The sequence below is a fragment of the Micromonospora sp. NPDC093243 genome (assembly GCF_044753725.1).
Classification (GTDB): Bacteria; Actinomycetota; Actinomycetes; order Mycobacteriales; family Micromonosporaceae; genus Micromonospora.
This window is the reverse complement of sequence record NZ_JBIVNT010000002.1, coordinates 385248-397916: the sequence shown is the minus strand read 5'-3', so window position 1 is coordinate 397916 and position 12669 is coordinate 385248. Positions and strand designations below refer to the sequence as shown.

Annotated in this window: 13 protein-coding genes; 5 read left to right on the top strand and 8 right to left on the bottom strand. The window is 74.1% G+C overall.

Features of this window, described 5'->3' with window-relative positions; genetic code table 11:
* Nucleotides 1-6 precede the first annotated feature (6 nt).
* From ACIP9D_RS06640 to mqnE, 4 genes are all read right to left on the bottom strand, one after another.
* Nucleotides 7-489 (bottom strand): hypothetical protein, encoded by a 483-nt coding sequence (locus ACIP9D_RS06640; RefSeq protein WP_350868136.1) that lies wholly within the window; start codon nt 487-489, stop codon nt 7-9.
* Nucleotides 490-557: 68 nt separating this feature from the next.
* A complete protein-coding gene (locus tag ACIP9D_RS06635) occupies nt 558-848 on the bottom strand; it encodes a DUF4229 domain-containing protein (protein WP_350868138.1) in 291 nt (96 codons plus the stop codon).
* Between the two features lie 70 nt (nt 849-918).
* A complete protein-coding gene (locus ACIP9D_RS06630; RefSeq protein WP_350868139.1) occupies nt 919-1341 on the bottom strand; it encodes a hypothetical protein in 423 nt (140 codons plus the stop codon).
* Between the two features lie 23 nt (nt 1342-1364).
* Nucleotides 1365-2534, bottom strand: a complete 1170-nt coding sequence (gene mqnE, locus ACIP9D_RS06625; RefSeq protein ID WP_350868141.1) for an aminofutalosine synthase MqnE — start codon at nt 2532-2534, stop codon at nt 1365-1367.
* A gap of 233 nt (nt 2535-2767) precedes the next feature.
* Between mqnE and ACIP9D_RS06620 the strand changes: the two genes are divergently transcribed.
* The 4 genes from ACIP9D_RS06620 to ACIP9D_RS06605 all read left to right on the top strand — a co-directional run bounded on the left by ACIP9D_RS06620 (nt 2768) and on the right by ACIP9D_RS06605 (nt 8912).
* Nucleotides 2768-4291 (top strand): C40 family peptidase, encoded by a 1524-nt coding sequence (locus ACIP9D_RS06620; RefSeq protein WP_350868142.1) that lies wholly within the window; start codon nt 2768-2770, stop codon nt 4289-4291.
* Nucleotides 4292-4403: 112 nt separating this feature from the next.
* Nucleotides 4404-6140 carry a hypothetical protein gene (locus ACIP9D_RS06615; protein WP_350868144.1) on the top strand — a complete coding sequence of 579 codons (1737 nt, stop codon included), beginning with the start codon at nt 4404-4406 and terminating at the stop codon, nt 6138-6140.
* A 228-nt stretch (nt 6141-6368) separates the two neighbouring features.
* Nucleotides 6369-8153 carry a DEAD/DEAH box helicase gene (locus ACIP9D_RS06610; protein ID WP_350868146.1) on the top strand — a complete coding sequence of 595 codons (1785 nt, stop codon included), beginning with the start codon at nt 6369-6371 and terminating at the stop codon, nt 8151-8153.
* A 138-nt stretch (nt 8154-8291) separates the two neighbouring features.
* The gene (locus ACIP9D_RS06605; RefSeq protein WP_400449601.1) at nt 8292-8912 is read left to right on the top strand and encodes a putative glycolipid-binding domain-containing protein; all 621 of its coding nucleotides are present in this window, start codon (nt 8292-8294) and stop codon (nt 8910-8912) included.
* Nucleotides 8913-8960: 48 nt separating this feature from the next.
* Here ACIP9D_RS06605 and ACIP9D_RS06600 read toward each other — a convergent pair whose 3' ends face one another.
* The 3 genes from ACIP9D_RS06600 to ACIP9D_RS06590 are packed head-to-tail and all read right to left on the bottom strand — an operon-like array spanning nt 8961 to nt 11417.
* Nucleotides 8961-10052 (bottom strand): PLP-dependent cysteine synthase family protein, encoded by a 1092-nt coding sequence (locus tag ACIP9D_RS06600; RefSeq protein ID WP_350868149.1) that lies wholly within the window; start codon nt 10050-10052, stop codon nt 8961-8963.
* A 25-nt stretch (nt 10053-10077) separates the two neighbouring features.
* On the bottom strand, nt 10078-10908 hold the full coding sequence (locus ACIP9D_RS06595; RefSeq protein WP_350868150.1) for an SDR family NAD(P)-dependent oxidoreductase: 831 nt from the start codon (nt 10906-10908) through the stop codon (nt 10078-10080).
* Nucleotides 10909-10958: 50 nt separating this feature from the next.
* Nucleotides 10959-11417, bottom strand: a complete 459-nt coding sequence (locus tag ACIP9D_RS06590) for an Lrp/AsnC family transcriptional regulator (protein WP_350868152.1) — start codon at nt 11415-11417, stop codon at nt 10959-10961.
* A 268-nt stretch (nt 11418-11685) separates the two neighbouring features.
* Between ACIP9D_RS06590 and ACIP9D_RS06585 the strand changes: the two genes are divergently transcribed.
* Nucleotides 11686-11952, top strand: coding sequence for a BldC family transcriptional regulator (locus ACIP9D_RS06585; protein WP_350868154.1), 267 nt, complete (start codon nt 11686-11688; stop codon nt 11950-11952).
* Nucleotides 11953-12025: 73 nt separating this feature from the next.
* Here ACIP9D_RS06585 and ACIP9D_RS06580 read toward each other — a convergent pair whose 3' ends face one another.
* Entirely contained in the window at nt 12026-12655 is a 630-nt protein-coding gene (locus ACIP9D_RS06580; RefSeq protein WP_350868156.1) for a UbiX family flavin prenyltransferase, read from the bottom strand.
* Nucleotides 12656-12669: the final 14 nt, after the last annotated feature.

Here is a 12669-nt window from a genome sequence, read left to right as displayed (position 1 = left end):
GTGAAATCAGTCCTGCCCGGTGGCGGTCGAGAAGGCCCTGTCCGCAGCCCGCTGCTCGCGGCGCCGGCGCACCGCGCGCAGGATGACGACCACCCAGATCAGCGCGGCCACCACGCCGGCGAGGGAGAGCCCGGTGACGATCAGCCAGGTGGAGCCGCCGGTGGTGGAGAAGACTCCCTTGCGGGCGCCCGAATCCCGGGCCGGCGCCGTTGCGCCCTGCGTGAGCCCGTCGGGCGCGTCGTAGAGGATGACGTCCGCCCGCTTCTCGCCGCTCTCGGCCACGAAGTCCCCGTGCCAGGTGCAGCTACGCCGCCCGCACTCCTCCTGCACGGCGGTGAAGGTGCCCGCCGTCCCGCCGCCGCCCTTGGCCTGCCAGGCCGGCCCGAGGTCGCCGGCGCCCATGACCAGTCCGATGACGGCGATGACCGGCAGGCCGACCCAGACGAACACCTTGGCCCGCCAGTCGCTGATTGTGCTGAAGATTCCCACGGCGGCAGACCTTAGCGAGCCGGACCCGGTCGTACCGCCCCGTTTCCGGCCCGCCCCCGCCGCCGGCCCTAGTCGACCCGCCGCTGGCCCTCGCCCGGCTGGTCGTCGCTCGGCTGGTCGTCGCCGGCCAGCGCCGAGCGAAGCCGCTCCTTCTCGCTCCGGCGCCGCTCGGCCGCACCGGCCATCTCCTCGGCCATCTCGTCCCGCCAGCCCTTGAGCAGGAAGAACGAGAGCGCGGCGGAGAAGACCAGGGCCAGCATCAGCCTCAGGAAGAGGTTCATGTCGACCAGCCAGAGGGCCGCCAGCACGAGCACGAACAGCCCGATCCGGCCCAGCGTGTACTTGACCGACGCGCTCACCTGCACCACTCCGTTCTCCGCCGCCGGCCTGTCCGGCGTACCCCTACAGCCTGCCCGACCGGCGGGCGGTTCAGCCCGTCCGGCGGGCCAGCCACCGGACACCGGGAAACCACAGCACCGCGTAGACCACCGTGAAGGCGGCCGCCGCCAGCGCGCCGGTGAGCAGCGACGGCAACCCGGCCGCCGCCCCGGCGACCAGCAGCCCGGCGACCACCGCGACCGCGGCGGCGAGCAACCCCGCCACCACCCGGGCCGCGCCGAACCCCCAGGCCCGGAAGTCCTCCCAGAAGAGCCAGGCCGGGAGGATCACCGCGAGCCACCCGTTCGCCCGCCCGAACTCGCCCGCCCCGAACGAGGCGAAGGCCCAGTCGAACAGGACCAGGGCGAGCACTCCGATCACCCAGCCGGCCAGGCTCACCCCGAGCAGGTCACCGAGGGTGCGGATGCGCCCCTCGGCGTCACGCCGGGGAAAACCGCTCTGCTGTTCCGTCATCGACAACGAGGGTACGTGCCGGCTCAGGCCCAGACCTGCTGCGGTTCGGCGCGCCGCTCGGCCAGCGACGGCGCCCTGTCGTACTCCCGGACGACGTTGTAGCGGGTGTCCCGCTCGACCGGCTGGAAGCCGGCGTCCCAGATCAGGTGGAGCAGGTCGTCGCGGTGCATGGTGTTCGGCGTGCCGTACGAGTCGGCGTCGTGCGTGATCTTGTATTCGACGACCGAGCCGTCCAGGTCGTCGGCGCCGAAGTTCAGCGAGAGCTGGGACACCGAGAGGCCGTGCATCACCCAGAAGCACTTGACGTGCGGGACGTTGTCGAAGAGCAGCCGGGAGACCGCGAAGGTCTTCAGCGACTCGGCCGGCGAGGCCATCGTGGTCTGGGCCTGGATCCGGTTACGGATCTTGCCGTCCGCCGAGTCGACGAAGTCGTGCTGGTAGCGCAGCGGGATGAAGACCGCGAAGCCACCGGTCTCGTCCTGCAGCTCGCGCAGCCGCAGCACGTGGTCAACCCGGTGCCGGGGCTCCTCGATGTGCCCGTAGAGCATCGTGGCCGGGGTCTTCATGCCCTTGCTGTGCGCCAGGGCGTGGATCCGCGACCAGTCCTCCCAGTGGCAGGCGTGGTCCACGATGTGCTGGCGGACCTCCCAGTCGAAGATCTCCGCGCCGCCGCCGGTGAGCGACTCCAGGCCGGCGTCCATCAGCTCGTCGAGGATCTCGTCGGCGCTCAGGCCGCTGATCTTCTCGAACCACTGCACCTCGGTGGCGGTGAAGCACTTGAGCTTGACGTTCGGCAGCGCCGCCTTCAGCTCGCGCAGCACCTTCGGGTAGTAACGCCAGGGCAGCGTCGGGTGCAGGCCGTTGACGATGTGCAGCTCGGTGAGCTGCTCGTCCTCCATCTCCTTGGCCTTACGGACCGCCTCGTCGATGCGCATCGTGTAGGCGTCCTTCTCACCCGGCTTGCGCTGGAAGGAGCAGTAGGCGCACGAGGCGGAGCAGACGTTGGTGAGGTTGAGGTGCCGGTTGACGTTGAACATCACCCGGTCGCCGTTGAGCTCGGTACGCCGGTGGTGGGCCAGCCGACCCAGCCAGACCAGGTCGTCGCTGCCGTAGAGGGCGATCCCGTCCTCCCGGGTCAGCCGCTCCCCGGCGTACACCTTCGCTTCGAGCTCTCGCTTGAGTCCGGCGTCCATGGCACGTCCCTTCCACCTGCGGTCCCGGTCGAGGGTACGTCGGAGCACCGACCACCCCGCCGGCACGGTCCGCGGAAGCGACCCGGTTCAGCAGATTCTCAGCCTCCCGTTACCCGGCCACGCATCGACAACATTGCCCTGATTGAGGTAAGAACGGGTGGGGAGCGACACACTGATAGCGTCCCCACGGCCGCGCCACCGGCGCGGCGTCTGCCTGTCGGACGGGGAGCGGAATGGTTGACAGCGGGCTCGGGCGACGACGGCGACGACGGCGTAGCCCGGTGGTCTCGCCGGTGCTGCGTCCGCGGCTCTGGTCCGCCCTGCTCGGCGCGATCGCCGCCGCGGTGCTGGCCGCCCCGGCGTACGCCGACCCCGGCGTACCCACCACCGTGCCCGACTCCGGCGTCCGGCCCTCGGTCACCGGCTCGTTCCAACTTCCCGGCGGCGCGCCCGTGGTCGGCACCCCGGTGACCCCGGGCACCCCGGTCGGCGGCACCCTCGGCAGCGGGCCGTTGGCGACCCAGGTCTACACCGCACAGACCCAGGTCGGGCTGCTCGGCGAGACGCTGCTTCAACTACGCCAGAAGCGCACCGACGCGGAAACCCGGCTCGCCGCCGCCGACCAGGAGATGAAGCTCGCCCGGGACGGCCTGACCCGGGCCCAGGAGCAGGCCGACACGGTCGCCGCCGAGGCGCTCAAGGCCGCCGCGGCACTGCCCCCTGGCGAGTTCGCCACCGACATCCAGGGGCTCAGCGAGCTCCAGCGGATCAACCGGGGCGAGAAGGTTGAAGGGTCGACCACGGCCGCGGCCGGTGAGCTGGCCCGGGCCCGGGCCGCCGAGCAGGCCGCCTACCAGGCCTACTCGGCGGCGGAGACGGCACTCAACGCCGCCCGGGCCGAGTTCACCGCCGGCGAGAAGGCGCTGCACACCGAGGAGGCGAAGCTGCTCAAGCTGCGCCGCGACAACTCCGCGCAGCTCATCCAGCTCGAGCGCCAGCAGGAGGCCGCCGAACAGCAGCTCGGCGCCGGCTACCTCCAGGGTCAGGACGTCAACGGCCTGGCCGCCCACCCCCGGGCCATGGCCGCGGTGCGCTACGCCCTCGCCCAGCTCGGCGACCCTTACCTCTGGGCCGCCGAGGGGCCGAACCGGTTCGACTGCTCCGGCCTCATGTGGGCGGCCTACCGCTCCAAGGGGGCCGACTACTTCGACCTGCCCCGGGTCTCCCGCGACCAGTACTACGCCACCCGCGGCCGCACGGTGGACCGCAGCGCGCTGCTCCCCGGCGACCTGCTCTTCTTCGCCTCGGGCAGCAACTGGTCGACGATCCACCACGTCGGGATGTACATCGGGAACGGCAAGATGGTGCACGCCCCGACCACCGGCGACGTCGTCAAGATCTCCACGGTGACCTGGTCCCGGCTCTACGCCGCCACCCGGGTGATCGGGGCGGTTCCCGCGCCACCCACCGGCACTCCGACGCCCACGCCACCCCCCACGTCGACCCCGACCCCGACTCCGACGCCCACGCCCACCGGCTCGAGCACGCCGCGACCCACGCCGACGAAGACGACCGGCGCGACCAAGCCTCCGCTCCCGCCGAAGCCGACCACCCCCACGCCCACGCCGAGCACCTCGACCAGCCCGACGCCGAGTGTGGCGCCGTCCAGCGTCGCGCCGTCCACCAGCGCCAGCGAGGACACCTCGACCGGCAGTCCGTCGGCGTCGTCCTCCGAGACCCAGAGCGCGGGCAACTAGGTCGGAAGGCGGGACTCCGGCTGTCCCGCCGGGGTGGAATGTGGCACCGTGGCACCCAGGCACGCCCGGTCCCGGCCGGGTTCCGGGTGCGAGCGTTGCGCGGAGGGCGAGCATGGCCGATCAGAAGGTCCCGGCGGAGACGTCCGGCCCGGCTCCCACGCCCGACGGCGGGGCCGACACCCCGCCTCGCATGCGCCCCGACGCCACCTCCGACGGCCCGACGGCCGCCCCCGTGAGCGGGGACGCCGAGCGCTCGGCCGACGCGAGCCCGGCGGACGCCGAGCCGGCACCTGCCGAGTCGGCGGTGGGCGGGGACGAGTCGGAACCGGCGAAACCGGTACGCGCACGCGCCAGCGTGACCACCGCCGCCGCACCCGTCGAGGGGGCGCCGCCGGCCGGCGCGAACGCCGGCACGACCTACCGGGGCGCGGGCTCGGACAGTCCCGGTGGTTCCGCCCTGCCGGGCCAGCGGCACGGCTCGACCGCCCCCGCCCGGGCCCGCGCGTCCGTTCCGGGCACGGACCGGGTCGCGGCCGGGACGGCGGGTACGCCGGCCGCCCGGGCCAGCGTCGCGGCGCCCAGCACCAGCCAGGCCACCGCCGACACGGGCGCTGCCCGGGCCAGCGTCGCGGTCCCCGGTTCGAGCCGGGCCACCGCCGAGGAGGCGGAAGCGGGGGCGCGGGCCGGGACGCCCGGCGTCTACCGGTCCGGCCCGGTGAACCCGGAACCACCCGAGCCCGCACAACCACCGGAGCCGGCGCAGCCACCGAAGCCGCCGACCCCGGAACCGGAGCCGGCCCCCGCGCCCACCCCGCCGGTGCCCGGGCCGACCCCACCCTCCCCCGCCCCGCCGGTGCCCGGGCCGACCCCACCCTCCCCCGCCCCGCCGGTGCCCGGGCCGACCCCGCCCGGACCGCGCCCGACGCCACCTCCGGGGCCGCGTCCGACGCCGCCTCCGGGACCGCGCCCGACGCCGCCGCCCGGGCCGGTGCCGCCCCTGCCGGGCCCGCCGGCGCCACCGCCCGGGCCAGCGGTGCCGCCGCCACCGTCGCCGCCCGGCCCGATGCCGGCGCCGCCCTTCCCCCCACCCCCGGCGACGTCCGCGTTCCCGACGTCCGCGCCGGCTGCTCGCGCCGCCGCGCCGATCTCGGCACCGCCCGGCGGACGGGCCGGCGCGTCCGTCTCCGCGCCGCTCGCCGGCTGGGCCAGCGCGCCCGCGTCCGTGCCGCCCGCCGGTTCGGCCAGCGCACCCACTTCCGGGCCGCCCGCCGGCCAGGCCACCGCGCCCATCTCCACGCCGCCCGGCGGTCGGGCCGGCGCACCCGACTCGGCGTCGCCGATCGTGCCCGAGCCGGCGCTGCCGGGCTGGCCGCCGGCAGCCAGCCCGGCCGAACTGGGCTCCGTCGGGAGCTCCTCGACGGCGGGGGCGCGCGGCGGTTCCTGGGCGGGCGGGGCCCAATCGTCCGGCGCGCCGTCCACGTCCGCGCCGGGTGGCGTACCGGCCGCCCGCACCCCGGCCGGCGGCAGCACCCAGGTGGGCGGGTCGGGCAGCGCCCACCCGGGACGCTACGACGGCGGCCCGGACCTCGGCACGGTCTACAGCGCCAGCACCGACGGCCCCGGCTTCACCACGATCGCGCTGCCGAGCCCGACGGAGACCTCCGGTTCGTTGACCGGGCACATCCTGGCGCAGGGCTGGTCGGACACGCCGGCCGAGCGGTCGAGCACCACCCGGGTGGTGGTCGTGCTGGCCGCCTCCCTCGGGCTGCTGGTGGTGATCAGCGTGCTCGTCGTGCTGCTGGCCGGTGACGCGGTGGACGGGCTGATCGGCAGCGTGCTGAGCGGCTGACCCGGGCCCGCCATGCCCTGCCGGGCGGCGCCCAACGGCCCCTCCGGGCGGGTGAGCCCGCCCACTACGGTCACGGCCAGGTGGCGGCTGGCGACGGTCGCCGTACACTTGTGTAGATCACTGACCTGGCGCGCGTCCCGTGCGCCCATGGGCGATCTTGCGGGCGATCCGGCGGCGTTCAGCTGCGGCAGGCCATCGCGAAGATGCGCCCCGCTTGAAAGGCACTTCTTGACCACCTTTGCTGACCCCAGCACGTTTCCGTCCGCCTTCGACGCCGCCGCGGCCCAGGAGCAGACCAGCCCGGCCGACGAGCAGACCAACCCGACCTCGGAGCAGACCGCTCGGGTCGCGGAGCAGACCGTGAGCGACACCCGCGACTTCGCCGCGCTCGGCCTGCCCCAGCAGCTGGTCCGCGCTCTCGCCCGGGAGGGCATCACCAGTCCGTTCGAGATCCAGCGGGCGACCGTCCCGGATGCGCTCGCCGGCCGGGATGTGCTCGGCCGGGGCCAGACCGGCTCCGGCAAGACCCTCGCCTTCGGGCTGCCGCTGCTCGCCCGGGTCGCCGCCGGCGAACGGGCCCGGCCGCTGCACCCGCGCGCGCTGGTGCTGGTCCCGACCCGGGAACTGGCCATGCAGGTCAACGACGCCCTGTTGCCGCTCGGCAAGTCGGTGGGCGTCTTCCTCAAGACGGCCGTCGGCGGGGTTCCGTACGACCGGCAGATCGACGCGCTGCGCCGTGGCGTGGAGATCATCGTGGCCACCCCCGGGCGGCTCGGCGACCTCATCGCGCGGGGTGTCTGCCGCCTCGACGACGTCGAGGTGACCGTGCTCGACGAGGCCGACCAGATGGCCGACATGGGCTTCCTGCCGGAGGTCACCGAGCTGCTGGCGAAGACCCCGGCCGGCACGCAGCGGCTGCTCTTCTCGGCCACCCTGGACGGTGACGTCGACGCGCTGGTCAAGCGGTTCATGACCGACCCGGTCACGCACTCGACCGCGCCGGCGACCGCCGCCGTCTCCACGATGGACCACCACCTGCTGCTGATTCCGCCGCACGACAAGTTCCCGGTGACCGCGTCCATCGCGGCGCGCGACGGCCGGACCATGGTGTTCGCCCGGACCCAGCTCGGCGTGGACCGGCTGGTCACCCAGCTCGCCGCGGTCGGCGTACGGGCCGGCGGCCTGCACGGCGGCAAGACCCAGCGGATGCGTACCCGCACTCTGGCCGAGTTCCGCGAGGGTCGGATGAACGTGCTGGTCGCCACCGACGTGGCGGCCCGCGGCATCCACGTGGACGGGGTCACGCTGGTCCTGCACGTCGACCCGCCGAAGGACCCGAAGGACTACCTGCACCGGGCCGGCCGGACCGCCCGCGCCGGCGAGTCCGGGGCGGTGGCCACCCTGGTGCTGCCGAAGCAGCGCCGGACCACGCTGGCCATGCTGGAGAAGGCCGGCGTCGCACCCGCGGAGGCCCGGGTCCGGGCCGGCGACCCGGTGCTCACCGAGTTGACCGGAGCCCGGGAGCCGAGCGGCGTCGCGGTCCGCGAGGAGCCGGAGGAGCCCCGCCGGCACGGCGACCGCCCCGGCGGCCCGCGCCGCTACGGCGACCGGACCGGCCACGGCGAGCGGCGCTTCGGCGACCGGAGCTTCTCCGAGCGCCGGTTCGGCGACCGCCCCCAGGGCGAGCGCCGCTACAGCGACCGTCCGCAGGGCGAGCGCCAGTACGGCGACCGCCCCCAGGGCGAGCGCCGCTACAGCGACCGTCCGCAGGGCGAGCGCCGCTTCGGCGACCGCCCCCAGGGTGAACGCCAGTACGGCGACCGCCCCCAGGGCGAGCGCCGCTACGACGACCGGCCGCAGGGCGAGCGGCGGTTCGCCGACCGTGACGGGCGTGCCGGCGGCGACCGGGGCGACCGGCGCGGCGGCTTCCGCTCCGAGGGGCGCGGTCGCGACGACCACCCGCGCGACGACCAGCGCGGCTTCGCCGCCCGCGGCCCGGCCCGCACTCACTAGGTACGTCAACGGGAGATCTTGGTAGGTTTCGGCCCTCCCCGGCCGTCTCCTACCAAGATCTTCCGTGTTTCCACACGAACCGGCTCCGCATCGCTGCCGGTGACGGTCCGGTCGCGTAAGGTCCGGCTCATGCCGACCATGCCGAAGTCGCTCTTCTGGACCCGGACCGACACCGCCGGCAGCGAGCACGCCCTCTTCGACGACGGCCGGGGGCTGGCGGCCCGGGGCACCATGATCGCTGTCGATCCGATCCCGTGGACCGCGCGCTACCAGCTGAGCACCGCGCCCGACTGGACGACCACCCGCTTCGAGGTCGAGGTGGAGGGGACCGGATGGCTGCGCAGCGTACGTCTGGAACGGGCGGCCGACCGGTGGCGGGTGACCACCGCCGAGCAGGGTGACCTGGACGCGGCGCTGACCGCCGCGGGGCATGCTCCGGTCGGGCTGCCCGGCACCGACGATCCGGACCGGCTGGCCGACGCGCTCGACGTCGACCTCGGCGGCTCGCCGCTGTTGAACGCGTTGCCGGTGCACCGGCTCGGGCTGACCAACGCCCCGGCCGACACCGGGCACCGGATCAGCGTCGCGTGGGTGCTGGTGCCGAGTCTCGTGGTGATCCCGGCCGAGCAGGTCTACACGTCGCTGGGGCCGGGCCGGGTCCGGTTCGTCAGCGACACCTACACCGCCGACATCGACCTGGACGTGGCGGGTTACGTGCTGCGCTACCCGGGGCTGGCCGAGCGGATCGACCCGCGCTGACCCCGGGCCGGCCGCCCCAGCTCGCGGCCGGGCAGGGCGTGGACGCGCTCAGGCCGGCCAGGCGCCGTCGGCCAGGAAACGCTCGACGGTGGCCAGGTGCGGGGCCAGATCGAGACCCTGGCCGGCCACCCAGTCGTCCGAGTAGTAGGTGTCGGCGTACCGTTCGCCGGCGTCGCAGATCAGGGTGACCAGGGAGCCGCTCCGTCCCTCGGCCAGCATCCCGGCGATCAGCCCGAACGCCCCCCACAGGTTGGTGCCGGTCGAGCCGCCCACCCGCCGCCCGAGCACGGCCGAGCCGGTGCGCATCGCGGCGAGCGAAGCGGCGTCCGGCACCTGCGCCATCCGGTCCACCACCGGGGGTACGAAGGAAGGCTCCACGCTCGGCCGGCCGATCCCCTCGATCCTGGACCCCTTCTCGATGCGCAGCGTCCAGTCGGCGGCGAGCCAGGCGGGATAGAAGGCCGAGTACTCCGTGTCGACCACGCAGAGCTTGGTGTGCAGCCGGCGGTAGCGGATGTACCGGCCGATGGTGGCGCTGGTGCCGCCGGTGCCGGCGCCCACCACGATCCAGTCGGGTACCGGGTGCCGCTCCAGGGCGAGCTGCGCGTAGATCGACTCGGCGATGTTGTTGTTGCCCCGCCAGTCGGTGGCCCGTTCGGCGTAGGTGAACTGGTCCATGAAGTGCCCACCGGTCTCCTCGGCCAGCCCGCGGGCCTCGGCCACCACCCGGGCCGGGTCGTCGACCAGGTGACAGCGACCGCCCTGGAACTCGATCTGGGCGATCTTCTCCGGTGAGGTGGCGGCGGGCATCACCGCGATGAACGGCAGCCCCAGCATCCGGGCGAAGTACGCCTCGGAGACCGCCGTCGAGCCGGAGGACGCCTCCACGATGGTGGTCCGCGGCCCGATCCAGCCGTTGCAGAGCCCGTAGAGGAAGAGCGAGCGGGCCAGCCGGTGCTTCAGCGACCCGGTCGGGTGCACCGACTCGTCCTTCAGGTAGAGCTCGATTCCCCAGTCCCGGGGCAGCGGGAAGGGCAGGAGGTGGGTGTCGGCCGAGCGGTTGGCGTCCGCCTCGACCGCGGCGATCGCCTCGGTCACCCACCTCCGGCTGACCTCGTCGCATCGATCCAGGTGAGTCACGCCGGAAACGTAGCAGGGACGCGGCTCAGTGCGGGTCCACTCCGGCCCGACGGCGTTGCCGCCGCTGCCCGGCCCGGCCGACGGCGCGGACCACCGGGGTCAGCCCGAGGGCGAGCCGGGGTACGGCGTCCAGCAACCGGACCTGGGCGCCACGCCAGCGCGGCAGGGTCACCACCGGGCGGGGTCGCCGGGCCAGCCGGACCACCCGGGCGGCGACCCGCTCAGGGCTGAGCATCGAGCCGGTGAAGGACGCCAGCGCTCCCGGGTCGTCCAGCCGGTCGTGCAGCATCGGGGTCCAGATCCCGTCGGGGCAGAGGCAGGAGACGTGCACCCCGCGGTAGCCGGCCATCCTCAGGTCGGCGAGGGTGCCGAGGCTGAACGCGAGCAGGGCGTGTTTGCTGGCCGCGTAGACCGTCTCGCCGGGCGCGGCGACCAACCCGGCCAGCGAGACGACGTTGAGCACGTGGCCGCGTCCCTGGGCACGCATCACGGCCAGCGCGGCGAGCGTCCCGTTCATCGCGCCGAGCGCGTTGACGTCGAGCACCCGGCGCCGGGTCGACCCGTCCTGCTCCCACGCCGGGCCGGTGACCAGGATGCCGGCGTTGTTGACCCAGAGCCCGAGGCCACCGTCGCGCGCCGCCGCCTCGGCGGCCACCTCGGCGCAGCCGGCCTCGTCGCATACGTCCAGGGCTCGGGACCAGCCGCCGAGCGGGGCCGCCACGGCGGCCACCGCGCCCGGGTCGACGTCGGTGAGCAACACCGGCCAGCCGTCGGCGTGCAGCGCGGCGGCGATGGAGCGGCCGAGGCCACCGGCGGCACCGGTCACCACGGCCGCGCCGCGGGCTGGCGAGGTCACCGGCGCAACCTATCGCCGTCGGCCGGCCGACGCCAGGGCCGCCCGGGCCGTCAGGCGGGGGGCGGGGTGACCGGCTGCGGGCGGTTCTCCCACTTGGTGGAGAGCGCGATGCTGGTCCGGGTGGAGGCCACGCCGGGGGTCCGGTTCAGCCGCACGATCAGCTGTTCCAGTTCCGCGATCGTGCCGACCCGCGCCTTGAGCAGGAACGACTCGACGCCGGCCATGAAGTAGCAGGACTCGATCTCGGGCATCGCCCGAAACGCCGCCAGCACGTCGTCGGTGTCCGCGCCGGAGTCCTCGACGATGCCGATCAGCGCGGTGACGCCGAGCCCGATCGCCTCCGGCGCCACGTCGGCCCGGTAGCCCCGGAGCACGCCGCTGGCCTCCAACTTGCCGACCCGCTCGTGCACCGCCGGTGCGGAGAGCCCGACCTGGCGGGCAAGTTCGGCGTAGGAGAGGCGGGCGTTGCCGCGTAGCAGCTCCACGAGGCTCAGGTCGATGGTGTCCACGGAAGGTAGACCCTAGCCGGTAGGGCGTAACGCCCTGACTCCGGCATCCGTTGCCCATACGGAAGGTAACGCCTCGCGTACGGACGGTATAAGGAGCGCAGCGCCGGTATCATTTACTAACTCCCCACTCAGTGCGTTTTTCGCGTTTGGCGGACAGGCCAGTTCGCTGGTGCTGTAATTGCCATACGTCCCTCATGACGGCTCTGGGCTCGCACCGGCCGGGGGCAGTGTGTTCAGCCGGGGGCTTCGTCGACGCGAGGAGGGGGCTGTGGACACTGGAGATCGCCTGCTGACACCGGGTGAGGTCGCCGCGCTGTTTCGGGTTGACCCGAAGACTGTGACGAGATGGGCGGCGGCCGGTCGGATCGGCAGCATCCGGACTCCAGGCGGGCATCGCCGGTTTCGGGAATCCGAGGTGCGAGCCCTGCTTGAGGGGGAGGGCATGCTGGACGAGAGCGACGAGGTGGGCAGGCCGCGCAACGCCGGTCCGGCCGCCTCGACCGGTCCCGGTCCAGCCAACGCCGGCATGTATTGAGCGTTACGGACATCGCCACGCGGGCCGGGCGCGAGGTCCGGTCCGCGTCCCGGCATCCGGGTGACGGTCGGCGTCAGTCCCGACCCGCGCCAAGCTCTCCTGACCACCGGCGGAACAGCGTGTGCGATACGCCCAACGCGTCCAGCGCCTTGCCGGCGACGAAGTCGACCAACTGCTGGGCCGACGCGGACGCGCCGGCGCCGTAGAAGCCGGGGCTGGCGGGCAGCACCACCGCGCCGGCATCGTGCAACGCGATCAGGTGCTCGAGGTGGCTGCGGGTCACCGGGGTCTCCCGGGGCACCACCACGACCGGCCGCCGCTCCTTGAGGTTGACCTCGGCAGCCCGTTGCAGCAGGTCCTTGGAGAGCCCGATCGCGATGCCGGCACAGGCCGCGGTGCTCGCCGGCACCACAGCCATCCCGCGCACCCGGTACGAACCACTGCTCGGCCCGGCCGCCAGGTCGCCGGCCGGCCAGTGCCGCACGTCGGCGTCGCCCAACTCCCGGCCCAGCCAGGCGGCGAGGTCGTCGGCCCAGTGCGCGTCCCGGAACGGACGGCCGGTCTCGTCGAGCAGGGTGAGCCGGGCCGCCCGGGAGACGATCAGGTCCACCGGCTCCCCGGCGTCGAGCAGCCCGCGTACGACGGCCGCCGCGTACGGCGTGCCGGACGCACCGGAGACGCCGACCACCCATGGTTCGCGCATGCCGTCCAGCCTGC

Coding starts and splice junctions, on each gene's coding strand:
- ACIP9D_RS06615 (WP_350868144.1), top strand. CDS start 4,404: ATGGCCGATCAGAAGGTCCCGGCGGAGACGTCCGGCCCGGCTCCCACG.
- mqnE (WP_350868141.1), bottom strand. CDS start 2,534: ATGGACGCCGGACTCAAGCGAGAGCTCGAAGCGAAGGTGTACGCCGGG.
- ACIP9D_RS06620 (WP_350868142.1), top strand. CDS start 2,768: ATGGTTGACAGCGGGCTCGGGCGACGACGGCGACGACGGCGTAGCCCG.
- ACIP9D_RS06580 (WP_350868156.1), bottom strand. CDS start 12,655: ATGCGCGAACCATGGGTGGTCGGCGTCTCCGGTGCGTCCGGCACGCCG.
- ACIP9D_RS06630 (WP_350868139.1), bottom strand. CDS start 1,341: ATGACGGAACAGCAGAGCGGTTTTCCCCGGCGTGACGCCGAGGGGCGC.
- ACIP9D_RS06605 (WP_400449601.1), top strand. CDS start 8,292: ATGCCGAAGTCGCTCTTCTGGACCCGGACCGACACCGCCGGCAGCGAG.